The organism is Curtobacterium sp. SP.BCo, assembly GCF_051903265.1.
Taxonomy (GTDB): Bacteria; Actinomycetota; Actinomycetes; order Actinomycetales; family Microbacteriaceae; genus Curtobacterium.
This window is the reverse complement of sequence record NZ_CP194337.1, coordinates 307,632-332,674: the sequence shown is the minus strand read 5'-3', so window position 1 is coordinate 332,674 and position 25,043 is coordinate 307,632. Positions and strand designations below refer to the sequence as shown.

Annotated in this window: 34 protein-coding genes; 30 read left to right on the top strand and 4 right to left on the bottom strand. The window is 70.2% G+C overall.

Features of this window, described 5'->3' with window-relative positions:
• Positions 1–8: 8 nt before the first annotated feature.
• From rpsS to map, 18 genes are all read left to right on the top strand, one after another.
• On the top strand, positions 9–290 hold the full coding sequence (gene rpsS / locus ACRQ4B_RS01570) for a 30S ribosomal protein S19 (RefSeq protein ID WP_022906343.1): 282 nt from the start codon (positions 9–11) through the stop codon (positions 288–290).
• Positions 291–315: 25 nt separating this feature from the next.
• A complete protein-coding gene (gene rplV / locus ACRQ4B_RS01565; protein ID WP_439692957.1) occupies positions 316–708 on the top strand; it encodes a 50S ribosomal protein L22 in 393 nt (130 codons plus the stop codon).
• Positions 708–1,505 carry a 30S ribosomal protein S3 gene (rpsC, locus tag ACRQ4B_RS01560; RefSeq protein WP_022906345.1) on the top strand — a complete coding sequence of 266 codons (798 nt, stop codon included), beginning with the start codon at positions 708–710 and terminating at the stop codon, positions 1,503–1,505. The genes rplV and rpsC overlap by 1 nt, the downstream gene beginning before the upstream one ends.
• A 2-nt stretch (positions 1,506–1,507) precedes the next feature.
• A complete protein-coding gene (gene rplP / locus ACRQ4B_RS01555) occupies positions 1,508–1,927 on the top strand; it encodes a 50S ribosomal protein L16 (RefSeq protein ID WP_066657030.1) in 420 nt (139 codons plus the stop codon).
• Positions 1,927–2,247, top strand: coding sequence for a 50S ribosomal protein L29 (gene rpmC, locus ACRQ4B_RS01550; protein ID WP_071292542.1), 321 nt, complete (start codon positions 1,927–1,929; stop codon positions 2,245–2,247). The genes rplP and rpmC overlap by 1 nt, the downstream gene beginning before the upstream one ends.
• The gene (gene rpsQ, locus ACRQ4B_RS01545; protein ID WP_022906348.1) at positions 2,247–2,531 is read left to right on the top strand and encodes a 30S ribosomal protein S17; all 285 of its coding nucleotides are present in this window, start codon (positions 2,247–2,249) and stop codon (positions 2,529–2,531) included. Before rpmC ends, rpsQ begins: the two co-directional genes overlap by 1 nt.
• Before the next feature lie 31 nt (positions 2,532–2,562).
• On the top strand, positions 2,563–2,931 hold the full coding sequence (gene rplN / locus ACRQ4B_RS01540) for a 50S ribosomal protein L14 (RefSeq protein ID WP_017885523.1): 369 nt from the start codon (positions 2,563–2,565) through the stop codon (positions 2,929–2,931).
• Between the two features lie 3 nt (positions 2,932–2,934).
• Positions 2,935–3,294 (top strand): 50S ribosomal protein L24, encoded by a 360-nt coding sequence (gene rplX, locus ACRQ4B_RS01535; protein WP_022906349.1) that lies wholly within the window; start codon positions 2,935–2,937, stop codon positions 3,292–3,294.
• The gene (gene rplE, locus ACRQ4B_RS01530) at positions 3,294–3,884 is read left to right on the top strand and encodes a 50S ribosomal protein L5 (RefSeq protein WP_022906350.1); all 591 of its coding nucleotides are present in this window, start codon (positions 3,294–3,296) and stop codon (positions 3,882–3,884) included. Before rplX ends, rplE begins: the two co-directional genes overlap by 1 nt.
• Positions 3,885–4,038: 154 nt before the next feature.
• Entirely contained in the window at positions 4,039–4,437 is a 399-nt protein-coding gene (gene rpsH, locus ACRQ4B_RS01525) for a 30S ribosomal protein S8 (RefSeq protein ID WP_022906351.1), read from the top strand.
• Positions 4,438–4,443: 6 nt separating this feature from the next.
• A complete protein-coding gene (gene rplF, locus ACRQ4B_RS01520) occupies positions 4,444–4,980 on the top strand; it encodes a 50S ribosomal protein L6 (protein WP_439692956.1) in 537 nt (178 codons plus the stop codon).
• A gap of 2 nt (positions 4,981–4,982) precedes the next feature.
• On the top strand, positions 4,983–5,357 hold the full coding sequence (rplR, locus tag ACRQ4B_RS01515; protein ID WP_031261773.1) for a 50S ribosomal protein L18: 375 nt from the start codon (positions 4,983–4,985) through the stop codon (positions 5,355–5,357).
• Positions 5,354–6,157, top strand: coding sequence for a 30S ribosomal protein S5 (gene rpsE / locus ACRQ4B_RS01510; RefSeq protein ID WP_439692955.1), 804 nt, complete (start codon positions 5,354–5,356; stop codon positions 6,155–6,157). The genes rplR and rpsE overlap by 4 nt, the downstream gene beginning before the upstream one ends.
• A complete protein-coding gene (rpmD, locus tag ACRQ4B_RS01505; RefSeq protein ID WP_031273241.1) occupies positions 6,157–6,342 on the top strand; it encodes a 50S ribosomal protein L30 in 186 nt (61 codons plus the stop codon). The genes rpsE and rpmD overlap by 1 nt, the downstream gene beginning before the upstream one ends.
• Positions 6,339–6,803 carry a 50S ribosomal protein L15 gene (rplO, locus tag ACRQ4B_RS01500; RefSeq protein WP_022906356.1) on the top strand — a complete coding sequence of 155 codons (465 nt, stop codon included), beginning with the start codon at positions 6,339–6,341 and terminating at the stop codon, positions 6,801–6,803. Before rpmD ends, rplO begins: the two co-directional genes overlap by 4 nt.
• Positions 6,804–6,949: 146 nt before the next feature.
• On the top strand, positions 6,950–8,272 hold the full coding sequence (secY, locus tag ACRQ4B_RS01495; RefSeq protein ID WP_071292533.1) for a preprotein translocase subunit SecY: 1,323 nt from the start codon (positions 6,950–6,952) through the stop codon (positions 8,270–8,272).
• Complete coding sequence (locus tag ACRQ4B_RS01490) at positions 8,269–8,859, top strand: adenylate kinase (protein ID WP_439692954.1); 591 nt, start codon at positions 8,269–8,271, stop codon at positions 8,857–8,859. The genes secY and ACRQ4B_RS01490 overlap by 4 nt, the downstream gene beginning before the upstream one ends.
• A gap of 60 nt (positions 8,860–8,919) precedes the next feature.
• Positions 8,920–9,699, top strand: coding sequence for a type I methionyl aminopeptidase (map, locus tag ACRQ4B_RS01485; RefSeq protein WP_439694340.1), 780 nt, complete (start codon positions 8,920–8,922; stop codon positions 9,697–9,699).
• A 200-nt stretch (positions 9,700–9,899) separates the two neighbouring features.
• Here map and ACRQ4B_RS01480 read toward each other — a convergent pair whose 3' ends face one another.
• Complete coding sequence (locus ACRQ4B_RS01480) at positions 9,900–11,222, bottom strand: LCP family protein (RefSeq protein ID WP_439692953.1); 1,323 nt, start codon at positions 11,220–11,222, stop codon at positions 9,900–9,902.
• 230 nt (positions 11,223–11,452) lie between these two features.
• On the opposite strand from ACRQ4B_RS01480, the gene infA reads away from it, so the two are divergent.
• The 9 genes from infA (at position 11,453) to ACRQ4B_RS01435 (ending at position 16,933) form a co-directional block, all read left to right on the top strand.
• The gene (gene infA, locus ACRQ4B_RS01475; protein ID WP_017885509.1) at positions 11,453–11,674 is read left to right on the top strand and encodes a translation initiation factor IF-1; all 222 of its coding nucleotides are present in this window, start codon (positions 11,453–11,455) and stop codon (positions 11,672–11,674) included.
• A gap of 70 nt (positions 11,675–11,744) precedes the next feature.
• Positions 11,745–11,861 (top strand): 50S ribosomal protein L36, encoded by a 117-nt coding sequence (rpmJ, locus tag ACRQ4B_RS01470; RefSeq protein WP_022903266.1) that lies wholly within the window; start codon positions 11,745–11,747, stop codon positions 11,859–11,861.
• Between the two features lie 162 nt (positions 11,862–12,023).
• A complete protein-coding gene (rpsM, locus tag ACRQ4B_RS01465; RefSeq protein ID WP_058728274.1) occupies positions 12,024–12,398 on the top strand; it encodes a 30S ribosomal protein S13 in 375 nt (124 codons plus the stop codon).
• Between the two features lie 9 nt (positions 12,399–12,407).
• The gene (gene rpsK / locus ACRQ4B_RS01460; protein WP_017885507.1) at positions 12,408–12,806 is read left to right on the top strand and encodes a 30S ribosomal protein S11; all 399 of its coding nucleotides are present in this window, start codon (positions 12,408–12,410) and stop codon (positions 12,804–12,806) included.
• 208 nt (positions 12,807–13,014) lie between these two features.
• On the top strand, positions 13,015–14,010 hold the full coding sequence (locus ACRQ4B_RS01455; protein WP_079237370.1) for a DNA-directed RNA polymerase subunit alpha: 996 nt from the start codon (positions 13,015–13,017) through the stop codon (positions 14,008–14,010).
• 66 nt (positions 14,011–14,076) lie between these two features.
• Positions 14,077–14,649 carry a 50S ribosomal protein L17 gene (gene rplQ, locus ACRQ4B_RS01450; RefSeq protein ID WP_439692952.1) on the top strand — a complete coding sequence of 191 codons (573 nt, stop codon included), beginning with the start codon at positions 14,077–14,079 and terminating at the stop codon, positions 14,647–14,649.
• A 265-nt stretch (positions 14,650–14,914) separates the two neighbouring features.
• Entirely contained in the window at positions 14,915–16,033 is a 1,119-nt protein-coding gene (locus tag ACRQ4B_RS01445) for an FUSC family protein (protein ID WP_439692951.1), read from the top strand.
• 38 nt (positions 16,034–16,071) lie between these two features.
• The gene (locus ACRQ4B_RS01440) at positions 16,072–16,431 is read left to right on the top strand and encodes an ArsR/SmtB family transcription factor (RefSeq protein ID WP_439692950.1); all 360 of its coding nucleotides are present in this window, start codon (positions 16,072–16,074) and stop codon (positions 16,429–16,431) included.
• 1 nt (position 16,432) lies between these two features.
• On the top strand, positions 16,433–16,933 hold the full coding sequence (locus ACRQ4B_RS01435; RefSeq protein ID WP_439692949.1) for an SRPBCC family protein: 501 nt from the start codon (positions 16,433–16,435) through the stop codon (positions 16,931–16,933).
• 7 nt (positions 16,934–16,940) lie between these two features.
• Here ACRQ4B_RS01435 and ACRQ4B_RS01430 read toward each other — a convergent pair whose 3' ends face one another.
• A complete protein-coding gene (locus ACRQ4B_RS01430) occupies positions 16,941–18,071 on the bottom strand; it encodes a hypothetical protein (RefSeq protein WP_439692948.1) in 1,131 nt (376 codons plus the stop codon).
• An 81-nt stretch (positions 18,072–18,152) separates the two neighbouring features.
• On the opposite strand from ACRQ4B_RS01430, the gene ACRQ4B_RS01425 reads away from it, so the two are divergent.
• Positions 18,153–21,362, top strand: a complete 3,210-nt coding sequence (locus ACRQ4B_RS01425; RefSeq protein WP_439692947.1) for a BTAD domain-containing putative transcriptional regulator — start codon at positions 18,153–18,155, stop codon at positions 21,360–21,362.
• Here the strand turns inward: ACRQ4B_RS01425 and ACRQ4B_RS01420 are convergent.
• Together ACRQ4B_RS01420 and ACRQ4B_RS01415 are read right to left on the bottom strand one after the other, a co-directional pair.
• On the bottom strand, positions 21,344–22,174 hold the full coding sequence (locus tag ACRQ4B_RS01420; protein ID WP_439692946.1) for an ABC transporter permease: 831 nt from the start codon (positions 22,172–22,174) through the stop codon (positions 21,344–21,346). The genes ACRQ4B_RS01425 and ACRQ4B_RS01420 overlap by 19 nt on opposite strands.
• Entirely contained in the window at positions 22,171–23,160 is a 990-nt protein-coding gene (locus ACRQ4B_RS01415; RefSeq protein WP_439692945.1) for an ATP-binding cassette domain-containing protein, read from the bottom strand. Before ACRQ4B_RS01415 ends, ACRQ4B_RS01420 begins: the two co-directional genes overlap by 4 nt.
• Before the next feature lie 198 nt (positions 23,161–23,358).
• On the opposite strand from ACRQ4B_RS01415, the gene truA reads away from it, so the two are divergent.
• Both truA and ACRQ4B_RS01405 read left to right on the top strand, forming a co-directional pair.
• Entirely contained in the window at positions 23,359–24,276 is a 918-nt protein-coding gene (truA, locus tag ACRQ4B_RS01410) for a tRNA pseudouridine(38-40) synthase TruA (RefSeq protein ID WP_439692944.1), read from the top strand.
• Positions 24,273–25,019, top strand: coding sequence for an MBL fold metallo-hydrolase (locus tag ACRQ4B_RS01405; protein ID WP_439692943.1), 747 nt, complete (start codon positions 24,273–24,275; stop codon positions 25,017–25,019). The genes truA and ACRQ4B_RS01405 overlap by 4 nt, the downstream gene beginning before the upstream one ends.
• Positions 25,020–25,043: the final 24 nt, after the last annotated feature.

The window sequence follows — 25,043 nt, the reverse complement described above, 5'->3', positions numbered from 1 at the left end:
TTCAGAAGATGCCACGCAGTCTGAAGAAGGGCCCCTTCGTCGACGAGCACCTGCTTCGCAAGGTCGTCACGCAGAACGAGGCCAACACCAAGAACGTGATCCGCACCTGGTCGCGTCGCTCGATGATCATCCCGAACATGCTCGGGCACACGATCGCCGTGCACGACGGCCGCAAGCACATCCCGGTGTTCGTCACCGAGTCGATGGTCGGTCACAAGCTCGGCGAGTTCGCGCCGACCCGCACCTTCCGTGGTCACGTGAAGGACGACAAGAAGGGCCGTCGCCGCTAACGCGGCGACGCAGAGGAGGAACGAAATGGTGGAGTCGATCGCACGCGTGCGACACATCCGCGTCACGCCTCAGAAGGCCCGTCGCGTCATCGAGCTGATCCGCGGCAAGCAGGCCCACGAGGCGCTCGCCATCCTGAAGTTCGCCCCGCAGGGCGCTTCGGAGCCCGTGTACAAGCTGGTCGCCTCGGCGATCGCGAACGCCCGGGTGAAGGCGGACTCGACGAACAGCTTCCTCGACGAGCGCGACCTCTACGTGAGCCGCGTCTTCGTCGACGAGGGCACGACCCTGAAGCGGTTCCAGCCGCGTGCCCAGGGCCGCGCCTTCCGCATCAACAAGCGCACCAGCCACATCACCGTCGTCCTCGCGACGCCGGAAGAGGCCGAGGCTGCCGCGACGAGCAAGAAGGCGAGCAAGTAATGGGCCAGAAGGTCAACCCGTACGGCTTCCGTCTCGGGATCACGACGGACCACGTCTCGCACTGGTTCACCGACAGCACGAAGCCGGGTCAGCGCTACGCCGACTACGTGGCCGAGGACATCAAGGTGCGCGAGTACCTGAAGAAGACCCTCGACCGCGCCGGCGTCGCCCGCATCGAGCTCGAGCGCACCCGTGACCGTGTCCGCGTGGACATCCACACCGCGCGTCCGGGCATCGTCATCGGTCGCCGTGGCGCCGAGGCGGAGCGCGTCCGTGGCGAGCTCGAGAAGCTCACCAAGAAGCAGATCCAGCTCAACATCCTCGAGGTCAAGAACCCCGAGACCGAGGCCCAGCTCGTCGCGCAGGGCATCGCCGAGCAGCTCTCCGCTCGTGTCGCGTTCCGTCGCGCCATGCGCAAGGGCCTGCAGGGTGCACAGCGCGCCGGCGCCAAGGGTGTCCGCATCCAGGTGTCGGGTCGTCTCGGCGGCGCCGAGATGTCGCGTTCGGAGTTCTACCGCGAGGGCCGTGTGCCGCTGCACACGCTCCGCGCGAACATCGACTACGGCTTCTACGAGGCCCGGACCACGTTCGGCCGCATCGGCGTGAAGGTCTGGATCTACAAGGGCGACATCACGAACAAGGAGCTCGCTCGCGAGCAGGCGAACCAGCGTTCGTCGCGCCCCGAGCGTCGTGGCGGCCCCCGTGGCGAGCGCGGCGACCGCCGTGGCGGCGACCGCGGTGGACGTCAGCAGCAGGCTCCGCAGGACGCGCCGGCCGGCGCAGGAGTTGAGGCGTAACCATGCTTATTCCCCGTCGAGTCAAGCACCGCAAGCAGCACCACCCGAAGCGTTCGGGTCAGGCCACCGGTGGCACCAAGGTGTCGTTCGGTGACTTCGGTATCCAGGCCCTCACGCCCGCTTACGTGACCAACCGTCAGATCGAGTCCGCTCGTATCGCCATGACGCGTCACATCAAGCGTGGCGGCAAGGTGTGGATCAACATCTACCCGGACCGTCCGCTCACGAAGAAGCCGGCCGAGACCCGCATGGGTTCCGGTAAGGGTTCCCCCGAGTGGTGGGTCGCCAACGTCAAGCCGGGTCGTGTGCTCTTCGAGCTCTCCGGCGTCAGCGAGGACATCGCCCGCGAGGCGCTGACCCGTGCAATCCACAAGCTGCCCCTCAAGGCACGCATCATCAAGCGCGAGGAGGGCGACGCATAATGGCGATCGGTTCCAAGGAGCTCCGTCCGACGGAGCTCGACACGTTCGAGAACGAGCGTCTTGCTGACGAACTGAAGAAGGCCAAGGAGGAACTCTTCAACCTCCGCTTCCAGTCGGCCACCGGCCAGCTGGAGAGCCACGGTCGTCTCCGTGCCGTCAAGCGCGACATCGCCCGTATCTACACCGTCCTCCGCGAGCGCGAGCTCGGCATCCGTGCCACTCCCGCGCCCGTCGAGACCGCCACCAAGGCCAAGAAGACGACCAAGAAGGCTGAGAAGCCGGCTGAGTCGACCGAGGCCGAGACCGCCGAGGAGAAGTAATGGCGAACGAAGAGAAGACCTCCGCCGCCTCCGCTCGCGGCTACCGCAAGACGCGTCGTGGCTACGTCACGAGCGACAAGATGGACAAGACCATCGTGGTCGAGGTCGAGGACCGCGTGAAGCACGCGCTCTACGGCAAGATCATCCGTCGCACGTCCAAGGTGAAGGCCCACGACGAGCTCGGCACCGCTGGTGTCGGCGACCTCGTCGTGATCAGCGAGACCCGTCCCCTGAGCGCTTCCAAGCGCTGGCGCCTGGTCGAGATCCTCGAGAAGGCCAAGTAGGCCCCGGCCTGCTTCGGAATAGGAGACAGCAGTGATTCAGCAGGAATCCCGCCTCAAGGTCGCCGACAACACGGGTGCCAAGGAGATCTTGACCATCCGCGTGCTCGGTGGCTCGGGTCGTCGTTACGCCGGTCTCGGTGACGTCATCGTCGCCACGGTGAAGGACGCCATCCCCGGCGGCAACGTGAAGAAGGGTGACGTCGTCAAGGCGGTCATCGTTCGCACCAAGAAGGAGACCCGTCGTCAGGACGGCTCCTACATCAAGTTCGACGAGAACGCGGCAGTGATCCTCAAGGCCGACGGCGACCCGCGCGGTACGCGCATCTTCGGTCCGGTCGGTCGCGAGCTCCGTGACAAGAAGTTCATGAAGATCATCTCGCTCGCGCCGGAGGTGCTGTAAGCCATGGCGAACATCAAGAAGGGTGACCTGGTCCAGGTCATCACGGGTGCCAAGCAGGAGCGCGGCGGTGACCGTGGCAAGCAGGGCAAGGTCATCGAGGTCCTCAAGGACAAGAACCGCGTCGTCGTCGAGGGCGTGAACTTCGTCACGAAGCACGTCCGCGTCGGCCAGACGCAGCGCGGCTCGAAGACCGGCGGCATCGAGCAGCACGAGGCTCCGATCCACGTGTCGAACGTCGCCATCGTCGACCCGAAGACCAAGAAGCCGACCCGCGTCGGTTTCCGCAACGAAGAGGTGGAGAAGGACGGCGTCAAGAAGACCGTCCGCGTCCGCTACGCCAAGAAGTCGGGTGAGAAGCTCTGATGACCGACACGACTGCCGCGCCGGCGACCAAGGTCGAGCCGCGCCTCAAGCAGAAGTACAAGAACGAGATCAAGGCTGCCCTCACCGAGCAGTTCGGGTACGCGAACGTCAACCAGGTCCCCGGCCTGGTCAAGGTCGTCGTGAACACCGGTGTCGGTGAGGCCGCTCGCGACTCGAAGATCATCGAGGGGGCCATCAAGGACCTCACGGCGATCACGGGTCAGAAGCCCCAGGTCACGAAGGCCCGCAAGTCCATCGCGCAGTTCAAGCTGCGCGAGGGTCAGGCGATCGGCGCGCACGTCACCCTCCGTGGCGACCGCGCCTGGGAGTTCATCGACCGTCTCGTCACCCTCGCACTGCCCCGCATCCGCGACTTCCGCGGCCTCAGCGACAAGCAGTTCGACGGCAACGGCAACTACACGTTCGGTCTCACGGAGCAGTCCGTGTTCCACGAGATCGACCAGGACCGCATCGACCGCGTGCGTGGCTTCGACATCACCGTCGTGACCACCGCGAAGTCGGACGACGAGGGCCGCGCGCTGCTCCGCCAGCTCGGGTTCCCGTTCCGTTCTGCCGAGCAGACGGTCTAAGATACTTCGGGCGGTGCGGGCCGGAGGATTCACGTCCTCCGGCCCGCACGCACGAACACACCGATCCCCGGGATTCGCCTCGGGATCACTCGATCGCTCAGGTCGGCATTCGTGGAACGGGTGTCGAAACCAGGCGAGAAATGGATGAACCATCATGACGATGACCGATCCGGTCGCAGACATGCTGACCAGATTGCGGAACGCGAACTCGGCGCACCACGACGCCGTCTCGCTTCCGAGCTCCAAGCTGAAGAAGAACATCGCCGAGATCCTCAAGCGCGAGGGTTACATCAGCGAGTGGAAGATCGAGGACGCCCGCGTCGGCGAGACCCTCACGATCGACCTGAAGTACGGCCCCGAGCGCGAGCGCTCGATCGCCGGCATCAAGCGCGTCTCGAAGCCGGGCCTCCGGGTCTACGCGAAGTCGACGGAGATCCCCCAGGTCCTCGGTGGCCTCGGTGTGGCGATCCTCTCGACCTCCTCGGGACTGCTGACCGACCGTGAAGCCGAGCAGAAGGGCGTGGGTGGGGAAGTCCTCGCCTACGTGTGGTGATCGACAATGTCTCGAATCGGACGTCTTCCCATTGACATCCCCGCGGGCGTGACCGTCTCCATCGACGGTCAGAGCGTCGCGGTCAAGGGCCCGAAGGGCGAGCTCGCGCTCGTCGTCGCCGAGCCCATCCAGGCCAAGGTCGAGGAGAACCAGGTCCTCGTCACCCGTCCGGACGACGAGCGCAGCTCGCGTGCGCTGCACGGCCTGACCCGTACCCTCATCGCGAACAACATCATCGGTGTGACCCAGGGCTACTCCAAGGGCCTCGAGGTCGTCGGCACCGGTTACCGCGTGCAGGCGAAGGGCAACAACGTCGAGTTCGCGCTCGGCTACTCCCACCCGATCACGGTCGAGCCGCCCGCGGGCATCAGCTTCGCCGTCGAGGGCAACAACAAGCTGACCGTCAACGGCATCGACAAGCAGTCCGTCGGCGAGGTCGCTGCAAACATCCGCAAGCTGCGCAAGCCCGAGCCCTACAAGGGCAAGGGTGTCCGCTACGCCGGCGAGATCGTGCGCCGCAAGGCCGGAAAGTCAGGTAAGTAGTCATGGGTCTCCTCAAGACACGAGGCAAGAGCAAGTCGGCCGCCAAGGCGCGCCGTCACAACCGTCTCCGCAAGAAGATCACCGGCACCGAGGCCCGTCCGCGTCTCGCCGTCACCCGTTCGGCACGTCACGTGTTCGTCCAGGTCATCGACGACGCCAAGGGTCACACCCTGGCCAGCGCGTCGACGATGGAAGCCGACCTCCGGACGTTCGACGGCGACAAGACGGCCAAGGCCCGTCGCGTCGGCGAGCTCCTCGCCGAGCGCGCGAAGGCCGCCGGCGTCGAGGCCGTGGTCTTCGACCGCGGTGGTAGCAAGTACGCCGGTCGCGTCGCCGCGATCGCCGATGGTGCCCGTGAAGGAGGGCTGAACCTGTGAGCGACATCGCGAACACCAACGAAGACGCCAACGTCGAGGCCACGGAAGCGCCCGAGGCCACCGAGGCGACTGAGACCACGGAGACCAAGGCCCCCGCGGCCAAGGAGCCCGAGGTCCCGGTCGTCGAGCGTCCCGTCGAGACCGCTGCGGGTTCGGCTTCGAACAACCGCGACTCCGCCGACAACCGTGGCCGCCGTGGTGGCGGTCGCGACCGTCAGCAGGGTGGCGGCCGTGGCAACGACCGCAACGGGCGGGGTGGCGACAGCCAGTTCCTCGAGCGCGTCGTGACCATCAACCGCGTCTCCAAGGTCGTCAAGGGTGGTCGTCGCTTCAGCTTCACCGCGCTCGTCGTCGTCGGTGACGGCAACGGTCTGGTGGGCGTCGGCTACGGCAAGGCCCGCGAGGTCCCGACCGCCATCTCGAAGGGTGTCGAGGAGGCGAAGAAGAACTTCTTCCGCGTCCCGCGCGTCGGCAACACCATCCCGCACCCGGTGCAGGGTGAGGCCGCTGCCGGTGTCGTGCTCCTCCGTCCGGCCGCTGCCGGTACCGGTGTCATCGCCGGTGGTCCGGTCCGCGCCGTCCTCGAGTGCGCAGGCATCCACGACGTCCTGAGCAAGTCGCTCGGTTCGTCGAACACCATCAACATCGTGCACGCGACCGTCACGGCGCTGCAGCAGCTCGAGGAGCCCCGTGCGGTCGCAAGCCGTCGCGGTCTCCCGGTCGACCGGGTCGTCCCGGATCGTCTGCTCCAGGCCGAGGCCGCTGCCCTGCGTGCCGCGTCCGAGAAGGCAGGTGCGTGATGGCGATGCTGAAGATCACGCAGACGAAGTCCGTTATCAGCGAGAAGCAGTACCAGCGCGACACGCTCCGCAGCCTGGGTCTCAAGCGCATCGGCCGTACGGTCCTGCGTGAGGACAACGCCCAGAACCGCGGGTACATCGCGACGGTCGCGCACCTCGTGAAGGTCGAGGAGGTCGACGCATGAGCGACGAGAAGAACGAGCGCGTGCAGGTGCTGAAGCTGCACCACCTCCGCCCCGCCGAGGGTGCCAAGAAGGCACGCACCCGCGTCGGTCGTGGTGAGGGTTCGAAGGGCAAGACCGCCGGCCGTGGTACCAAGGGTCAGAAGGCTCGGTACCAGGTCAAGGTCGGCTTCGAGGGTGGGCAGATGCCGCTGCACATGCGCACCCCGAAGCTCCGCGGGTTCAAGAACCCGTTCCGTGTCGAGTACCAGGTCGTGAACCTGGACAAGATCGCGGAGCTCTACCCGAACGGTGGCGACGTCACCGTCGCGGACCTGGTCGCCAAGGGCGCCGTCCGCAAGAACGAGAAGGTCAAGGTTCTCGGTCAGGGTGACATCAGCGTGAAGCTCACGGTCTCGGTCGACAAGGTCTCGGCGTCCGCCGCCGAGAAGATCGCGGCTGCTGGCGGCACCGTCTCCCAGTAACCCCGTCGGCGGCCCGTGCGTTTGCGCACGGGCCGCCGTTACGGTTTCCTTGACAGTGGTCGGCATCCGTCGACCAGGTCGGTCCTGCCGACCACACCGGTGACGGTCCCTGGGCGGGCCGCCGGTCCCAGAAGTTCGGAGTCCTCGTGTTCAGAGCGGTCGCGCGCATCATGCGCACCCCCGATCTTCGCAAGAAGATCGGCTTCACCCTCGCGATCATCGCGCTGTTCCGCCTGGGGTCGTACATCCCCGCGCCGTTCGTCGACTACTCGGCCGTGCAGACCTGCCTCGCCAGCGCCTCGTCGTCCGGTGGGCTCTACGACCTCATCAACCTGTTCTCCGGTGGCGCGCTGCTGAAGCTCTCGGTCTTCGCGCTCGGCATCATGCCGTACATCACGTCGTCGATCATCGTGCAGCTCCTGCGCGTGGTCATCCCGCACTTCGACGCCCTCTACAAGGAGGGGCAGTCCGGTCAGGCCAAGCTGACGCAGTACACGCGCTACCTCACGATCGCGCTGGGCGTGCTGCAGTCCACCACCCTGATCACGGTCGCCCGCTCCGGCGCCCTGTTCGGCACGAACGCATCGTCCTCCTGCTCGTCGATCATCTCGAACGACAGCTGGTACGCGATCATGCTCATGGTCGTCACGCTGACCGCCGGTACCGGCCTCATCATGTGGATGGGCGAGCTCGTCACCGAGCGCGGCATCGGCAACGGCATGTCGCTCCTCATCTTCACCTCGATCGCGGCGCAGTTCCCGTCCGCCCTCTGGGCGATCGAGCAGTCGCAGTCCTTCGAGCTCTTCCTCTTCGTGATCCTCGTCGGCCTGGTCATCATGATGGCCGTCGTGTTCGTCGAGCAGTCGCAGCGGCGCATCCCCGTCCAGTACGCCAAGCGCATGGTCGGTCGTCGCACGTACGGCGGCAACAACACGTACATCCCGATCAAGGTGAACATGGCCGGCGTCGTGCCCGTCATCTTCGCCTCGTCGCTGCTGTACCTGCCGGCCCTGGTCGCGCAGTTCAACCAGCCCTCCGACGGCACCGAGCCGGCCGCGTGGGTGACCTGGATCCAGAGCAACCTGACCTCGGGTGACAACTGGTTCTACATGGTCCTGTACTTCCTGCTCATCGTCGGCTTCACGTACTTCTACGTCGCGATCACCTTCAACCCCGAAGAGGTCGCCGACAACATGAAGAAGTACGGCGGCTTCATCCCGGGCATCCGGGCCGGTCGTCCGACGGCCGAGTACCTCGACTACGTCCTGACCCGGGTGACGTTGCCCGGCTCGCTCTACCTCGGTCTCATCGCGCTCATCCCGCTGGCAGCACTGGCGCTGTTCGGCGCGAACCAGAACTTCCCGTTCGGTGGCGCGAGCATCCTCATCATCGTGGGTGTCGGTCTCGAGACCGTGAAGCAGATCGACTCGCAGCTGCAGCAACGTCACTACGAAGGGCTTCTCCGTTGAGCGCACGTCTCATCATCGTCGGACCTCCCGGAGCCGGGAAGGGCACCCAGGCCGGCCGCATCGCCGAGTCGTTCGGGATCCCCGCCGTCTCGACGGGCGACATCTTCCGCAAGAACGTGGCAGAGGGTACCCCGCTCGGCGTGCAGGCGAAGGCGATCATGGACGCGGGCGACTACGTCCCGGACTCGCTCACGAACGAGCTCGTGAAGTCCCGTCTGCACGAGGCCGACGCCGAGGGCGGCTTCCTGCTCGACGGCTACCCCCGCACCGTCGGACAGGTCGAGTACCTCGACGCACTGCTCGCCGAGCAGGGCACCGGCATCGACGCGGTCGTGCAGCTCGTCGCCGACCAGGACGAGCTCGTCGGGCGACTGCTGAAGCGCGCCAAGGAGCAGGGCCGCAGCGACGACAACGAGGAGACCATCCGTCGTCGTCAGCAGGTCTACACGGAGCAGACCGCACCGATCGTGGCGGCGTACGGCGAGCGTGGCCTCGTCGTGGACGTCGACGGCCTCGGCGGCATCGACGAGGTGGGCGACCGCATCCAGGCCGCCCTGTCCTCGCGTGGACTGACCGCGGGCGTCTGACACCGCGTGGTCCGCTTCCGCAAGCCCTCGATCTACAAGACGCCGGAGGAGCTCCGCGCCATGGTGCGCCCGGGGCTGCTCACCGAGGCGGCACTGACGGCGGTCCGTGCGGCCGTGCGCCCTGGGATCACCACGGGCGAACTCGACGCGGTCGCTGAAGCCGTCATCCGTGACGGCGGTGGCATCCCGAACTTCCAGCTCGTGCCCGGCTACCGGCACACGTTGTGTGTGTCGGTGAACGACGAGATCGTGCACGGGATCCCCGGCGATCGCGTCCTGCAGCCGGGCGACATCGTGTCCGTCGACGCGGGCGCCGAGGTCGACGGCTGGAACGGTGACAGCGCGTTCACCGTGGTCGTGCCCGGCGGCGACGCCGGTGTGGCGACTGCGCGACAGACGCTCTGCGACACGACCGAGCGTGCGCTCTGGCACGGCATCGCCGCGCTGGCGCACGCGCGGAACCTGCACGAGGTCGGCGCCGTCATCGAGGACGCGATCGACGAGACCGGGGCGTGGGGCATCGTGGAGGACTACACCGGCCACGGCATCGGACGCTCGATGCACGAGGACCCGCCCGTCTTCAACTACCGCGTCCGCGGCGCCGGTCCGGCCGTCAAGCCCGGCCTGGTGGTCGCGATCGAGCCGATGGTAACCGCCGGTTCGATCGACAGCTCGACGGACGACGACGACTGGACGGTCCGCACGCTGGACGGTTCGGACGCCGCGCACTGGGAGCACAGCATCGCGGTCCACGCGGACGGCATCTGGGTGCTGACCGCCGCCGACGGCGGCGCCCGTGGTCTCGCACCGCTGGGTGTGACGCCGGCCCCGATCCCGTAGGTCGCGCCTCCCGGCTGCGTCACCGGACTGGAGGCACGGCTCGCGCCCGCCCCGCCGGCCCGACCGTGCGTCCGGTCGTCTCCACGACCGCCCACGAGTCTCGGGGTCGGCGACCGTTCTCGTGCCCGCAGGCCCGAGGGCGGTCGCCGCACACGAGTCTCGGTAGCCCGGGGGCGCGGGCCGCGCTGCGGCCCGCGCCGTCAGTTGCCGACGGAGCAGGTCTGCTCGGACGCGCTCTGGCCGGAGATGGACGAGGGCAGCGGCGTCGACGTCGCTGACGCGGCGCCGGTCGCACCCGCGGCCGGAGTGGAGGCCGCCGACGACGGGGTGGTCGGCGACGATCCGGTCGTGGGGGTGCCGGTCGCCGTCCCACCGGCGGTCGGGGACTCCTCGGAGGCCCGTCCGGTGGTCGAGTCGGTCAGCGACGTCTTCTGGTCGGTCTGCAGGGCGACGTTGAGCGTGTGGGCGGTGTCCTGGTCGACGATCACCCGGGCGCTGTTCGCCGGGTCGTCGACCACCGGGTACTGCACGAAGAGCATGTTCGCCGTGCTCATGCCCCGCAGCGCGCCGGCGAGCCCGACGAGGGTGCGTGCCTGCGCGAGCCCGTCCGAGAGCGTCATGTTCGACAGTGCGGCACCGGCGAGCTTGTAGAGGGTGAGCGGGTTCGACAGCGTGCCGTCCGAGGTCACCTTCCGCAGCAGGGCGGAGAGGAAGACCTGCTGGGAGCTGATCCGGGCGAGGTCGCTGCCGTCGCCGACGCCGTGCCGGGTACGGAGGAACGCGAGTGCGTCCGAGCCCTCGAGGTTGTGCGACCCGGCGGTGAGGTGCAGGCCCGTGTAGGTGTCGTTGATCGGCTCCGCGACGCAGACGTCGACGCCGCCGAGCGCGTTCGACATCTCGATGACGCCGTCGAACGTGATGAGCCCCGCGTAGGGGATGCTCAGCCCGGTGAGGTTCTCGACGGTGTCCACCACGCAGGAGACGCCGCCGTTCCCGAGTGCCGTGTTGAACTGCGCCGACGACGCCGCCGGGTAGGTGGTGCCCGTCTCGGGGTTGGTGCACGCCGGGATCGGCACCATGAGGTCGCGCGGGAAGCTGACCGCGGTGAGCTGCGTGTGGTCCTGTGAGATGTGGATGAGCATCGTGACGTCGTTGCGGGCACCCTCGACGTCCTCGTCGGAGTCGAACTGCCCGACGCGCGTGTCGCTGCCGATGAGCAGGATGTTCGCGCCGCCCTTGATCGCGGTGATGTCGGCGGTCTGGGCGGTGCTCTGGTCGTCGGTGCTGAGCTTGACGGTCCGGGGTGCGGCGGCGAGCTGTGCGCCGGCGATCGCGGCCACGCTGGTGCCGCTGACGAGGAGCACGGCGAGGGCCGAGGCGACGATCGACGCGAGCGTGGTCCATCCACGGCGGCGGGGGAGTCGGCCGTGGCGGGCGAGCGGGCGTCGGGTGGCGTCGGGCACGTGGTCTCCGTTCGGTGGTCCGGCGCGGACGAGGAGCGCGGACGAGGGTGCGCCGGTCACGCTAGGGTCCGGTGACTGGCGACGACCCGGAAGGCGCCGTCAAACCACTGTGGAACGCTCAGACTGGTCTGAGAAGCCCCAGACGTGGGGACTTCGCCGTCTCCACTTGGCAATCCTGGGTCTATCACATAAGATCGATCTTTGGTGTGCCATGCCTTCTTGGCGTGGCGCCCGACCCGCAGACCGGCTCGGGGATCACACCGGTAATCCAACCAAGCGACAGTGAGGCTATGGCCAAGAAAGACGGCGTCATCGAGATCGAGGGCTCGGTGCTCGAAGCTCTGCCCAACGCGATGTTCCGCGTTGAGCTGACCAACGGACACAAGGTCCTCGCGCACATCTCCGGGAAGATGCGCCAGCACTACATCCGCATCCTCCCCGAGGACCGCGTGATCGTGGAGCTGAGCCCGTACGACCTGACCCGCGGCCGGATCGTCTACCGCTACAAGTGATCCGCGAGCTGGAAAGGAACGACTCGGCAATCCTGCCGGGTACGAAGCCAGCGAGCACGAGGAACAAGCAATGAAGGTCAACCCCAGCGTCAAGCCCATCTGCGAGCACTGCCGAGTGATCCGTCGCAAGGGCCGCGTCATGGTGATCTGCAAGAGCAACCCGCGTCACAAGCAGCGCCAGGGCTAGTCCCGGCTGCCTGACACGGATCGCCCTCGGGCGGCCTGCGCAGGAACCACAACTCAACATCGAACGCAGTACCAAGAACCGCGCGAGCGGGGACACCTCGGGTCGGAGGCCCGAGCACCGGTACTGCTCCACACCTCCATCGACAACAGGAGCAGCCAGCACATGGCACGTCTAGCAGGCGTCGACATCCCGCGCGAGAAGCGCGTGGAGATCGCACTCACGTACATCTACGGCGTCGGCCGTACCCGCGCGGTCCAGGCACTCGCCGAGACCGGTATCTCCGGTGACATCCGCGTCAAGGACCTGACCGACGACCAGCTCGTCGCCCTCCGTGACTTCATCGAGGGCAACTTCAAGGTGGAGGGTGACCTCCGCCGCGAGGTCGCAGCCGACATCCGCCGCAAGGTCGAGATCGGTAGCTACGAGGGTCTTCGCCACCGTCGTGGTCTCCCGGTGCGCGGTCAGCGCACCAAGACCAACGCGCGTACCCGCAAGGGACCGAAGCGCACCGTGGCAGGCAAGAAGAAGGCTCGATAGGAGACCCCGATGGCTACCCCCAAGACTGCCGCGCGCAAGCCGCGCCGCAAGGAGAAGAAGAACGTCGCCGTGGGCCAGGCCCACATCAAGAGCACGTTCAACAACACGATCGTCAGCATCACCGACCCGTCGGGTGCCGTCCTCAGCTGGGCGTCCTCGGGTGCCGTGGGCTTCAAGGGTTCGCGCAAGTCGACGCCGTTCGCGGCGCAGCTCGCCGCCGAGTCTGCTGCGCGTCAGGCGCAGGAGCACGGCGTCAAGAAGGTCGACGTCTTCGTGAAGGGTCCGGGTTCGGGCCGCGAGACCGCGATCCGCTCCCTCCAGGCCGCTGGCCTCGAGGTCGGCTCGATCAACGACGTCACGCCGCAGGCGCACAACGGGTGCCGCCCGCCCAAGCGCCGTCGCGTCTGACGCGAGGAGCAACCGGCCGCGCCCTGCTCGTCCCCTGACGGGGCCGGGCAGGGCCCGCGGCCATTCCTGGTCGTTCGATCGCGCAGGTCATGCCGTCCTGGCAAGCGCGTGCGCGTGATCACAACTCAACAGACCCGTCGGGGCCCGGCTGGCCCCGTCGTACCGCCAAGTGTCATATAGCGGACACTTCGCCGAAAGGAATCCCACAGTGCTCATTGCACAGCGCCCCACCCTGACCGAGGAATCGATCTCCGAGTTCCGCTCGCGCTTCGTCATCGAGCCGCTCGAGCCGGGCTTCGGTTACACCCTCGGCAACTCGCTGCGCCGCACGCTCCTCTCCTCGATCCCCGGCGCGGCTGTCACCAGCATCCGCATCGACGGCGTCCTCCACGAGTTCAGCACCGTTCCCGGTGTCAAGGAAGACGTCACCGAGATCATCCTCAACATCAAGAGCCTGGTCGTCTCCAGCGAGCACGACGAGCCGATCACCGCGTACCTGCGCAAGCAGGGTGCCGGTCAGGTCACCGCCGCGGACATCTCCGCGCCGGCCGGCGTCGAGATCCACAACCCGGACCTCGTCATCGCGACCCTGAACGACACGGCGCGCTTCGAGCTCGAGCTGACGATCGAGCGTGGCCGTGGCTACGTCTCGGCGACGCAGAACCGTTCGGAGTTCAGCGAGGCCGGTCAGATCCCGATCGACTCGATCTACTCGCCGGTCCTCAAGGTCACCTACCGCGTCGAGGCGACGCGTGCCGGTGAGCGCACGGACTTCGACCGCCTGGTCGTCGACGTCGAGTCGAAGCCGGCCATCACGCCGCGCGACGCCATCGCGTCGGCCGGTCGGACGCTCGTCGAGCTGTTCGGACTCGCCCGCGAGCTCAACACCGCGGCCGAGGGCATCGAGATCGGCCCCGCGCCGGTCGACGCCGTGCTCTCGAACGAGCTGCAGACCCCGATCGAGGACCTGGACCTGTCGGTCCGCAGCTACAACTGCCTCAAGCGGGAGGGCATCAACACGGTGTCCGAGCTCGTCGCCCTGTCGGAGACGCAGCTCATGAACATCCGCAACTTCGGTCAGAAGTCGGTGGACGAGGTCAAGGACAAGCTCACCGAGCTCGGCCTGTCCCTCAAGGACACCGTCCCCGGATTCGACGGCGCCCACTTCTACAGCGGGTACGACGAGGACGAGTCCAACAACTGACCTCGCGCTGACGCGCACGCGTGCCGCTGACGCAGCGCGCACCACCATCACCACTGGAGAACTGACATGCCGAAGCCCACCAAGGGCCCCCGCCTCGGTGGCGGTCCCGCCCACGAGCGCCTGCTCCTGAGCAACCTCGCCAACGCCCTCTTCACGCACGGTCGCATCACGACCACCGAGACGAAGGCCAAGCGCCTCCGTCCCGTCGCCGAGCGTCTCATCACGTTCGCGAAGCGTGGCGACCTGCACGCGCGTCGCCGCGTGATCAGCATCCTGCGCGACAAGTCCGTCGTGCACACGCTGTTCACCGAGATCGCCCCGCAGGTCGAGAACCGCCCGGGCGGCTACACCCGCATCACCAAGCTCGGTTTCCGCAAGGGCGACAACGCTCCCCTCGCGTCGATCGAGCTCGTCCTCGAGCCCGTCTCGAGCACGCCGGCCCCCGTCTCGCGCAAGTCGGCTCCGGCCGCCGCCGCGCCGGTCGAGGAGCCCGCGGCCGACGAGACCGAGACCACCGAGGAGGCCCCGGTCGAGCAGACCGAGACCACCGAGGAGTCCGCTCCCGTCGCCGAGGAGACCGAGACCGAGGCTGCTGCCGAGGTCGAGGACGACGCCGCCGCCAAGGGCGACGACAAGTAACCGCAGCACCATCACGGAACGGCCCCCGCAGCCTCGCTGCGGGGGCCGTTCCGCGTCCGAGGCGCGGACGTGCGCAGCAGGGCGACCGGTGCGCGCCGAGGACCGTGAGCAGTCGTCGTCGGGGTGCGCACCTCCGGGCCGGGAGGCGCGGTGCGGGCCCGACCCGCGCCTCCCGTCCGGCGCCGGCGCCGGTCCGGATCGTGGGCGGCCCCGGCTCCCAGCCGCAGCACCGTAGCCTGACCCGCCGGGACGACGAGAGGGAACGATGGGCTTCGAGCACGTGGCGGGAGTGGGCACCCGGATCTGGCGGTGGAGCCGGACGTCGGGCACGCAGCCACGCCTCCTGCACGCCGCCAAGGCAGCGGCCGCCGCGGTGATCGCCTGGTTCCTCGCACGACACGTCCCGGGCGTCGCAGCCGACTACCCGTACTACGCGCCGCTCGGTGCCGTCGTCGCGATGCAGACGACGGTGTTCGCGGGCATCCGGAGCGGGGTCCAGACGCTGATCGGGATCGGGCTCGGCATCGTCATCGCCGGGTTCACCATGTGGGTCGGCGACCCCGGGTTCCTGGCCGTCGCGCTGGCCGTCGGCATCGGGGTGCTCGTCGGTGGGTTCCGGGTGCTCGGCGAGGGCAGCTCGTGGGTGTCCACCGCGGCACTGTTCGTCCTGCTCGTCGGCGGTGCCCACGCCGAGGGCTACTCGCTCGGGTACCTCGTGCAGATGGCCGTCGGTGTGGTGGTCGGGCTGCTCGTGAACTTCCTGGTGTTCCCGCCGTTGCACTTCTGGGACGCCGAGCACCGCATCGACGCGGTGAACGCGGTCCTCGCCGACCACCTGGACGGGCTGGCCGAGGTCCTGGACAGCGGTGTCCGCGACGAGAAGGCCTGGGACCGGCAGCAGGACCGCCTCGACCGGGCGATCGCCGACGTGCGCTCCCGGGTGTCGATCGCCCACGAGAGCCGCCGGTTGAACCCCCGCGGCGCACTCCGGGGCTCCCGTGCCCGGCTCGAGCGGGACGGTGCACGGTTCCGGGCCCTCGAGCGGGTCGCCTGGTACACGACGGACCTCACCGAGCTCGTGGCCAGGTCGGGGCCGGTGTCCGCCGGGCTCGGGCGCCCCGACCCGGCGTTCGCGGAGCCACTGTCGAAGGCGATGCGGGAGCTGGCCTGCATGATCCGCGGCGAGTGCCCGGAGGAAGCGGGCGACGACGCGATCGCCGCGGTGGAGCGGGCGCTCGACGCCTCGCGGGAGAACCCCTCGCACGTCGCGGTCACCTCGGCGGCGCTGGTCGCGCTGCGCGGCATCGTCGAGTCCGAACGTCGTGCGACCGCGGACCTGGACACCCGGACCGGCCCGTCGGCGTTCCACGCGCCGCGCGGCTGACCCTGGACTTCATAACACGACGGTTATAGAGTGACGCCGTGCACGCGTTCGACGTCCTCGGTGATCCCGTCCGGCGTCGGCTGACCGAGCTCCTCGCCGAGGGGGACCGGACGGCCGGGGCCCTGACGGCGGTCATCGCGCAGGAGTTCGGGATCTCGCAACCCGCGGTGTCCCGGCACCTCCGGGTGTTGCGGGAGGCCGGCTTCGCATCGGCTGCGCCGCGGGGGACGGCACGCGTGTACCGACTGGAACCCCGCGCGGTCGACGAGCTCGACCGTGCCGTCGAGCGGTACCGCGCCCTGTGGCGACAGCGTCTCGACGCCCTGACGACCGAGATCGCCCGCGGTCGACGCGAGGCACCGGCCCCGCGCGACGGCACGCACGACGAGGAGCACTGACATGCGCACCACCGACGGCACCATCGAGGACGCACCGGACGGCGGGTACCGCATCCGCTTCGCCCAGACCTACCCGACCACGGTCGAGGACCTGTGGGAGGCGATCACCGACCCGGTCCGCCTCTCGCGGTGGATGGCCCCGTACGAGGGCGACTTCCGCCTCGGCGGTCACTGGCTCGCCCGGTACGACGACGGTTCGGTCTTCACCGAGGGGACGGTCACCGCCTGCGACCCGCCACGGACCTTCTCCACCACCTGGCACGCGCGCGACGAGAGCGAGACCACCATCACGGTCGTGGTCGAGCCGGACGCCGACGGCGCCGCGTTGCGGCTCGTGCACGACGGGGTCGGCAGCCGCGACTACGCACCCGGCTGGCACACCTACCTGGAGCTGCTCGAACTCGACCTGGCCGGTGACACCGAGGGCATCGCCGCGTTCGACTGGGACGCCCGGTACGCCGGACTCCGGGCGCACTACCGGGCGCACTACCGGGCCGGCTGACGAGCGCTCAGGCGGAGAAGGACGCCTCGACCCACCGCTCGATCGCGCCGCTCGTGTCCGGGGCGGCTCGGCGGAACAGGATGTAGTGCGTCCAGTCGCCGTCCTGCACGATGTCCACCGTGCAGGCGTCCTCGTCGCAGGTGCGCCAGGCGGCGTCCCGTGCGCCGAGCCCGTCGAGGTCGAGGCGGTCGCCGCGCGACACCAGGCCGGCAGCGAGCCGCCGCTGGACGATCCACCCCGCATCGGGCACCTGCGTGAAGAGTGCGTCCGCGGTCGGGTACGAGCCCTCGGCCCGGACGAACACGCACGTGTCGCCGCCCAGGCGGTTCCGGGCGAAGTCCTCGGCCTCGGGCGGCGTGCCGCTGTTCACGAAGGGTCCGACCGCGAGCTCGGTGGTGGTGACGGCGTTGACGTTCCCCGCGTCGCAGGACGTGAGGGAGTCGTCGTCCCCCGTGATGCCGCCCGATGCGGTCCCGAGCGGCGAACCCGACACCTTCTCGACCACGGCGGAGAGGAGCGCGTCGAACGCCCGCTGGGCCTGCTCGGGGGTGGCGTCGGCGCTGTCCTGTACCCGGGTGGAGTCGAGGTGCACCCAGGCGTTGCCGGCGGCCACGTCCGCCGTGCAGTACACGCGGGCGGCATCGCTCGCGCCGCACGGGAGCGGTTCCGCGCCGCCGGTGGCGTCGGCGAGCTCAGCGAGCGCTGCCTGGGCGTCGGGGAGCACGCTGAGGCGGACGGCTTCGAACACCGGGTCGCCGGCGCGCCCGGGCACGTGGTCGTCGAGCGGCGCGACGCCGTTCGTCCGGGCGCAGACGATCCCGCCCGCACCGGGGATGAACGCCTCGGTGCCGGCGATGTGCGCGGACTCCGTGAGCGCGTCGACGGCATGCAGACCGGGGACGAGGTCGGCGACGAGGTCATCCGGCAGCGCCGTCGAGCAGGCGAGGCGCCCGGCCGTGTCCGGAGCGGGACCGAAGTCCACCGACGCTGCCGTGGCCGACGGCGTGGGTGTCCCGGTCGGCACGGTCGAGGCGCTCCCCTCGGCGGTCGGTGTGCTCGGGACGGAGCAGCCCGCGACGACGACGATCGACGTGAGGGCGACGACGGCCCCCACGACCCCCCGGGTGAACGTGTGCATGCCCACAGGTTACGGGTGCGGACCGCTGCGGGGACCGCCGACGCCGTCACGATCCGACAACGCTCGACCTAGACTCGGGACGTGCCCGCCCGTCCTCGTGTCGCCGTCCTCGGGCCGGTCGAGGTCGAGGACCAGCAGGGGCGTCCGACCGCCGTCCCCGGAGCACTCGCGCGCGGGTTCCTCGTCGCGCTGGTGCTCGCCCACGGGCACGCCGTCACCACCGAGGCGCTCATCGACGAGCTCTGGGGCGACGAGCAGCCCCGGGGTGCGCGCGCCGCGCTGCAGACCCTCGTGTCGCGCCTCCGTCGCAGCACCGCCGACGGCACGGTCGTGTCCACGAGCACGGGGTACGCACTCGGGGTCGATCCCGGTGCGGTCGACCTCACGACCGTCGAGGACGCCGCCGCCAGCGAGGACGTCGAGACGGTCCGGTCGGCGCTCGCGTGGTGGCGTGGTGACCCCGGCGCCGACGTCGACGGGGACCTCGGCGCAGCGCTCGCCGACCGGGCCGCCGCCGCTCGTCGCGCGCTCCGCCGCCGCCTCGGAGCGCTCCTCCTCGATCGCGGCGACGCGGGCGAGGCGGCTGCCCTGTGGCTCGCCGAGTCCGCCGCGAACCCGCTCGACGAGGTCGCCGTGGCCGGCTGCATGCGCGCCCTGGTGGCCGCCGGCCGGTCGGCCGAGGCGCTCGCGGCGTTCGCGGCGCACCGTGACCGGCTCGCTGACGAGCTCGGCGCCGACCCCTCCGGCGACCTCGTCCGTCTGAACGCGGAGCTGCTCCGCCGGTCGGCGGCCGACACCGGTCGTGCCCGCCGGGTCGGGCTCCGGGCCGCGCCGAACGCGCTGGTCGGGCGACAGGACGACCTCGCCGCGGTCACCGACCTCCTGTCGCGCAACCGGCTCGTCACGATCCTCGGTGCGGGCGGGCTCGGCAAGACCCGTCTCGCGCAGGCGGTCGCCGCCGAGGTGCCGCCGACCACGGGCGTGGTGGTGTTCGAGCTCGCGCCGATCGCCACCGCCGACGACATCGTCCCCGCGCTCGGTGCGCTGCTCGGCGTGGCCGAGTTCCGTTCAGCCCGGGCGCTGCGGGACGTCGTCGTCGCCGACCTGCGGAGTCGTGTGGCCCGCGCGCTCGCCGACGGCCCGACCCTGCTCGTCCTCGACAACTGCGAGCACCTCGTCGGCGACGTCGCCGCGTTCGCAGCCGACCTGCTCGGCAGCATCCCGGACCTCCGGGTCCTGACCACCTCGCGGGCGCCGCTCGCGATCGCCGGTGAGGTCGTCGCACCGCTCGCGCCGCTGCCGGTCGAGGCCGACGGTGCCGCGGTCCGGTTGTTCACCGAGCGCGCGCGGGCCGCCCGTCCCGGGGCAGTGCTCCCCGTCGACGCGGTCCGACGCATCTGCACGCGGCTCGACGGGTCGCCGCTCGCGATCGAGTTGGCGGCCGCACGCATCCGGGGCATGAGCATCGACGACATCGAGCGACGGCTGGACGACCGGTTCGCGCTGCTCCGGGGCGGCGACCGGAGCGCCCCGGAGCGCCACCGGACCCTCCTCGCGGTCATCGAGTGGAGCTGGCGGCTGCTCGACACCGGTGCCCAGGACCTGCTCACCCGCCTGGCACTCTTCCCGGACGGCCTCGCGATCGATGCCGTCGAGGCCGTGGCGGCGCCCGACCGGCGGGGCGACGCGCTCGACGACCTCGCCGAACTCGTCGAGCAGTCCCTCGTGCAGCTCGTCGAGGTCGAGGGGGAGCCGGTCCGCTACCGGCTGCTCGAGACCGTCCGCGAGTTCGGGGCCGCACGCCTCGACGACCGCGGCGCCGCCGACGCCGTGCGCCTGGCGATGATCCGCTGGGGCCGGGACTTCGCCGCCGCGCGCAACCTGTTCACGCTCACCGGTCCCGAGCAGCTGCAGCGCTTCCACGAGGTCCAGCGGGAGGCCGACAACCTCGTGACCCTGCTCCGCTGGAGCCTCCGGAGCGATGACGCGTCCGCGACCGCCCAGGTCTTCGCCGCCTTCGGTGCCTACTGGACCCTCCGTGGCGCGCACGGCGAGGTGACCGCGATCGCGTCGGACGTCGTCGACACCCTGCGGAGGACCACTCCCGAGCCGGCAGACCTCGCCGCGGTGCACGTCGGGCTCGTCGTCGCCGGTGCGTCCTCCGTGTTCGACGACCGTCGGACGGCCGCCTGGGCGATCTCGACGCTCCGACGGCTCCGACGCACCGGCCCGACGGGCTTCCCGGTGCTCGACGCGCAGGCGTCCCTGCTCCTGACGCTCGGCCGACCGACGGCTGGCTCGGCGCTGCTCGCCCGTCTCCGCGAGGACCCGGACGACGGCGTCGCCGGGATCGCGGCGATGCTGAGCGCACCGCTCGCCGAGAACGACGGCGAGTTCGAGGACGCCCTGCGGTTCGCCACCCGGGCGAAAGCGCTGGCCGAACGCACGGGCGACGCGTGGACGATGGGCACGGTCGCGGTCACGATGACCCAGCTCCTCGCCCAGACCGGCCACTACACCGAGGCCCTCGCGAACGCCGAGCGCGCCCGGGAGCAGCTCGAACGCTTCGGCGCCGAGGACGACCTGTACGAGATCGGCTGGACCGTCGGCCTCTGCTCGGCCGCCACCGGGGCCGTCGACACCGCCCGGGCGATCGCCGCCGACCTGCAGCACCGTCCGGTCGCCGGCCGCGGTGGCTTCGACGGCGACCGCTCGCAGATCGGGGTGCTCGCGGTCGCGATCGAGGCGGAGTGCCTGCGCTCCGCGGGCGACCTGGCCGGTGCTGCGCGGCAGTACACGGCGGCGTGGGAGTGGGTGGTCCCGTTCCGGAAGCAGACGCCGCACTGGACCGTGATGGCGGGCGCTGCGAGGATCGTGGCGGTCGACGAGGCGGCCGCGGCCCGGTCCGTCGGGGTCGCGCCGCGCCTCCAGGACGACGAACGCGCGGTCGCGGGTCGGATACTGGTCGGGGCGGTCGTGATGATGCGCCTGCACCCGTGGTGGCTCGACCTGCCCGTGCTCGGCACGACGCTGGCGGGCCTCGCCGTGGCAGCGGCGCGCAGCGGCCGCCCCGCCGAGGCGGCGCGCTGCTGGGGCGCCGCGACCCGGCTCGGGACACGACAGGACTTCGCGGTGCTCGCGCACGGACGGCTCCGGCCGCTGCTGGTCGACGCGATCGGCGCGGACTCCGTGGCGGACGCCGAGACGGCCTCGGCCGGATGGGACCGGGCCGAGGCCGTCTCGCTGACGCGGACGCTGCTCGAGGAGCTGCGCTACGCCTTCCGCATGTAGGCGCGGACCGTCAGCGGGGCGAACACCGCGACGACCACCGCGGCGCCGAGCAGGCTGATCCACAGGTCGCCCGTGACGGCGCCGTGGTTGATCAGCTCGCGGACCGCCGTGATGAGGTGCGAGATCGGGTTGACCTCGGTGAACCAGCGCAGCCAGCCGGGCAGCGTGTCCGTCGGCACGAACGCGTTCGACAGGAAGGTCAGCGGGAACAGCACCAGGTTGGCGATGCCGGAGACGCTCGACGCGGTCCGGGCGACGACGCCGAAGTACGCGAAGATCCAGCTGATCGCCCACGCGACGACGATCACGAGCAGGCCGGCGAGCACGACCGCGGCCGCACCGCCCTCGGGACGGAGGCCCATGATGATGCCGACCGTGAACGTGATGGCGGTGGCGATCGCGTAGCGGACGGTGTCGGCGAGCAGGGCGCCGGCGAGCGGGGCGATCCGGGCGATCGGCAGGGACTTGAAGCGGTCGAACACGCCCTTGTCCATGTCCTCGCGGAGCTGGACCCCGGTGACGATCGACGACGTGATGTTCGTCTGCACGAGGATGCCGGGGATGATCACTGGCAGGTAGCTGCCGATGTCGCCGGCGATCGCGCCGCCGAAGATGTACGTGAACATCACCGTGAAGACGATCGGCATGAGCGTCACGTCGAACAGCTGCTCGGGGGTGCGCCGGACCTTCACCAGGCCGCGGTACGCCATCGTGAAGGACTGCCGGATCGCGGCGCCGAGTCCGGAACCGCCGACACCGGGGCGCGGGGTGACCCGGGGTGTCGAGGTCGGGGTGGGTGCGATGGTGGTCATGCGAGGCTCCCTTCGAGCTCGGCTGCGGCGTCCGCTCCGGTGGTGGCCGGGGCGCCGGTGATGGTGAGGAAGACCTCGTCGAGCGTCGGCTTCTGCACGCTCATCTCGGCGAGGGAGATGCCGGCCTCGCGGAACGACACCAGCAGGTCGGTGACCCGGTCCGGGTCGGACATCGGCGCGGTCAGGCGCGAGCCCTCGGGGCTGGCCACCGCCTCGACGCCCAGGGTGTTCCGGACGATCGCGCGGGCCGCGTCGAGGCGGAGACCGTCGCTCAGCCGGAGCTGCAGGGAACTCGTGCCGATGGAGGCCTTCAGCTCGTCGCCGGTGCCCTCGGCGACCACCCGGCCGTGGTCGATCACGGCGATGCGGTCGGCCAGCTGGTCGGCCTCGTCGAGGTACTGCGTCGTCAGCAGCACCGTCGAGCCGGTCGCGACGAGCTCGCGGATGGTGTCCCACATCTGCGCACGGGTGCGGGGGTCGAGGCCCGTCGTCGGTTCGTCGAGGAAGATCAGCGGCGGCTGCGCGATGAGGCTCGCCGCCAGGTCCAGACGCCGGCGCATGCCGCCGGAGAACGCCTTCAGCGGGCGCTTCGCCGCGTCGGTCAGCCCGAACCGCTCGAGCAGCTCGACCGACTTGCGCTTCGACTCGGCGCGGCTCAGGCCGAGCAGCCGCGAGAAGATGACGAGGTTCTCGGTCGCGCTGAGCGTCTCGTCGACGCTGGCGTACTGACCGGTCACGCCGATCAGGGACCGGACCGTCTGGGCTTCCCGCCGGACGTCGTGCCCGAAGACACGGGCCTCGCCGGCGTCCGCCTTGAGCAGTGTCGCGAGCATCGAGATGGTGGTGGTCTTCCCGGCGCCGTTGGGGCCGAGCACGCCGTAGACCGTGCCGGCCTCCACACGGAGGTCGACACCGTCCACTGCGCGGTTCGTCCCGAAGGTCTTCACGAGGCCGGTGGCCTCGACCGCGAGCGGTGTGGTGGTCATTCGCGCAGGTCCTTTCGTGGTGACTCGACGCGGTTCGTCGATGTCGGGGTCGATCGTGCCGCGGGCCGCTCACGCGGCACTGACGCGGCGCTGACACCGCCGGATCAGGCGCGTGAGCGGCCGGGTCGGGCTGCGGTTGCGCGGACGGGCGGCCGTCGACGGACGGGAGGCGCGGCTCCCCGCCGGTACGGTGGTCGCGTGGACGAGACGGCTGGTTCCGAGAGCGGCGGTGCGGGCGGCGGTCCGGCGGACGGCGTCCGGCTGCGGCTCGACATCGCCTACGACGGGGCCGCGTTCTCCGGGTGGGCCCGGCAGCCCGGACTCCGCACCGTGCAGGGAGCGCTCGAGTCCGCGCTCGCGACCGTCTTCACCCGGTGGGGCGAACCACCACTGCTCACCGTCGCCGGACGCACCGACGCCGGCGTGCACGCCACCGGGCAGGTCGCCCACGTCGACCTCTCCGTGTCGCAGTGGGAGGCCCTCGGCACCAAGCGATCGCCGCTCGAGTCCCTGGTGAAGCGACTCAACGGCATCGCCGCACCGGACGGGGACGTCGTCGTCACCCGGGCCTCCGTCGCGCCCGACGGGTTCGACGCCCGGTTCTCCCCGCTCTGGCGGCGCTACTCGTACCGGATCGCGGACGCCGACGCTCCGCGCGACCCACGTCGTCGGGGGCACACCGTGTGGCACCCGACGCGTCTGGACCCGGCGGCGATGGAGCGCGGTGCGCTGCGGTTGCTCGGGCTGCACGACTTCGCGACCTTCTGCAAGCCGCGCGAGGGCGCGACCACGATCCGGACGCTGCAGGAGTTCCGCTGGGACCGCGAGCCGGACGGCGTGCTGGTGGCGCGCCTCCAGGCCGACGCCTTCTGCCACTCCATGGTGCGCGCGATGGTGGGGGCGACCATCGCGGTCGGTGAGGGCCGGTTCGGGGCCGACCGGCTCGAGGAGCTGCGCGTCGCCGAGACCCGCACCAGCGCGTTCAAGGTCGCACCCGCGAAGGGCCTGACCCTGACGGAGGTCGGGTACCCGGCCGACGAGGAGCTCGCCGCCCGGGCGACGCAGACCCGGGCGCGACGCGGAGCGGCCGACGACGGCGGTAGCGTCGGGGGATGACCTCCCGCGAACCCCGCTCCGTCGTGTCCGTCGCACCCGGTGTGGTGTTCGTCGAGGGGCCCGTCTCGAACTGGGTCGTCCTCGCGGAGGAGGACGGGGTCGCCCTGATCGACGCCGGCTACCCGGCCGACACCGACCTCGTGCTCGACACCGTGCGGTACGCCGGTCACGACCTCGACGACCTGCGCCGCGTCTACGTCACGCACGGGCACGTCGACCACGTCGGCGGGATCCCGGGGATCCTCGAACGGCACCCGCACGTCGAGGTCCTGGCGCACGCCGACGAACTCGACAACGTGCGCGGACCGGCCCGGCAGCAGGTCACCCCGGCGGAGATCGGCGGGCGGCTGGCGTCCCCGCGGGTGCTGCGGTGGCTTGCCCGGGCGATCCGCTCCGACGCGCTCCGGCCCACCACGGTGCCGTCGGCGCGGGCGTTCACGGCGGCCGACTTCGACGGGCGGGCCATCGCACCGCTGCCCGCGGCCGGGCACACCGACGGGTCGACCGCCTACCTGCTGCCCGCGGCGAACGCGATCGTCACGGGTGACGCGGTGGTGAGTCGGCACGACACGCAGCCGGGGTCGTGGTCGCCGCGGCCCAGGATGATCACGCCGTTCTTCACGGCGGAGCCGTCGCGAGCCCTCGAGTCCGCTCGTGCGTTGCCGATCCCGGAGATCCTGCTGCCCGGGCACGGGCCGGCGGTGCACCGGGTCGGGTCGGCCTGGCTGCCGATCGGCGCCTGACGGGAGCGGAACGGCCCGAGTCTC

Coding starts and splice junctions, on each gene's coding strand:
- rpsS (WP_022906343.1), top strand. CDS start 9: ATGCCACGCAGTCTGAAGAAGGGCCCCTTCGTCGACGAGCACCTGCTT.
- rplV (WP_439692957.1), top strand. CDS start 316: ATGGTGGAGTCGATCGCACGCGTGCGACACATCCGCGTCACGCCTCAG.
- rpsC (WP_022906345.1), top strand. CDS start 708: ATGGGCCAGAAGGTCAACCCGTACGGCTTCCGTCTCGGGATCACGACG.
- rplP (WP_066657030.1), top strand. CDS start 1,508: ATGCTTATTCCCCGTCGAGTCAAGCACCGCAAGCAGCACCACCCGAAG.
- rpmC (WP_071292542.1), top strand. CDS start 1,927: ATGGCGATCGGTTCCAAGGAGCTCCGTCCGACGGAGCTCGACACGTTC.
- rpsQ (WP_022906348.1), top strand. CDS start 2,247: ATGGCGAACGAAGAGAAGACCTCCGCCGCCTCCGCTCGCGGCTACCGC.
- rplX (WP_022906349.1), top strand. CDS start 2,935: ATGGCGAACATCAAGAAGGGTGACCTGGTCCAGGTCATCACGGGTGCC.
- rplE (WP_022906350.1), top strand. CDS start 3,294: ATGACCGACACGACTGCCGCGCCGGCGACCAAGGTCGAGCCGCGCCTC.
- rpsH (WP_022906351.1), top strand. CDS start 4,039: ATGACGATGACCGATCCGGTCGCAGACATGCTGACCAGATTGCGGAAC.
- rplF (WP_439692956.1), top strand. CDS start 4,444: ATGTCTCGAATCGGACGTCTTCCCATTGACATCCCCGCGGGCGTGACC.
- rplR (WP_031261773.1), top strand. CDS start 4,983: ATGGGTCTCCTCAAGACACGAGGCAAGAGCAAGTCGGCCGCCAAGGCG.
- rpmD (WP_031273241.1), top strand. CDS start 6,157: ATGGCGATGCTGAAGATCACGCAGACGAAGTCCGTTATCAGCGAGAAG.
- rplO (WP_022906356.1), top strand. CDS start 6,339: ATGAGCGACGAGAAGAACGAGCGCGTGCAGGTGCTGAAGCTGCACCAC.
- map (WP_439694340.1), top strand. CDS start 8,920: ATGGTGCGCCCGGGGCTGCTCACCGAGGCGGCACTGACGGCGGTCCGT.
- infA (WP_017885509.1), top strand. CDS start 11,453: ATGGCCAAGAAAGACGGCGTCATCGAGATCGAGGGCTCGGTGCTCGAA.
- rpmJ (WP_022903266.1), top strand. CDS start 11,745: ATGAAGGTCAACCCCAGCGTCAAGCCCATCTGCGAGCACTGCCGAGTG.
- rpsM (WP_058728274.1), top strand. CDS start 12,024: ATGGCACGTCTAGCAGGCGTCGACATCCCGCGCGAGAAGCGCGTGGAG.
- rpsK (WP_017885507.1), top strand. CDS start 12,408: ATGGCTACCCCCAAGACTGCCGCGCGCAAGCCGCGCCGCAAGGAGAAG.
- rplQ (WP_439692952.1), top strand. CDS start 14,077: ATGCCGAAGCCCACCAAGGGCCCCCGCCTCGGTGGCGGTCCCGCCCAC.
- ACRQ4B_RS01445 (WP_439692951.1), top strand. CDS start 14,915: ATGGGCTTCGAGCACGTGGCGGGAGTGGGCACCCGGATCTGGCGGTGG.
- ACRQ4B_RS01435 (WP_439692949.1), top strand. CDS start 16,433: ATGCGCACCACCGACGGCACCATCGAGGACGCACCGGACGGCGGGTAC.
- ACRQ4B_RS01430 (WP_439692948.1), bottom strand. CDS start 18,071: ATGCACACGTTCACCCGGGGGGTCGTGGGGGCCGTCGTCGCCCTCACG.
- ACRQ4B_RS01420 (WP_439692946.1), bottom strand. CDS start 22,174: ATGACCACCATCGCACCCACCCCGACCTCGACACCCCGGGTCACCCCG.
- ACRQ4B_RS01415 (WP_439692945.1), bottom strand. CDS start 23,160: ATGACCACCACACCGCTCGCGGTCGAGGCCACCGGCCTCGTGAAGACC.
- ACRQ4B_RS01405 (WP_439692943.1), top strand. CDS start 24,273: ATGACCTCCCGCGAACCCCGCTCCGTCGTGTCCGTCGCACCCGGTGTG.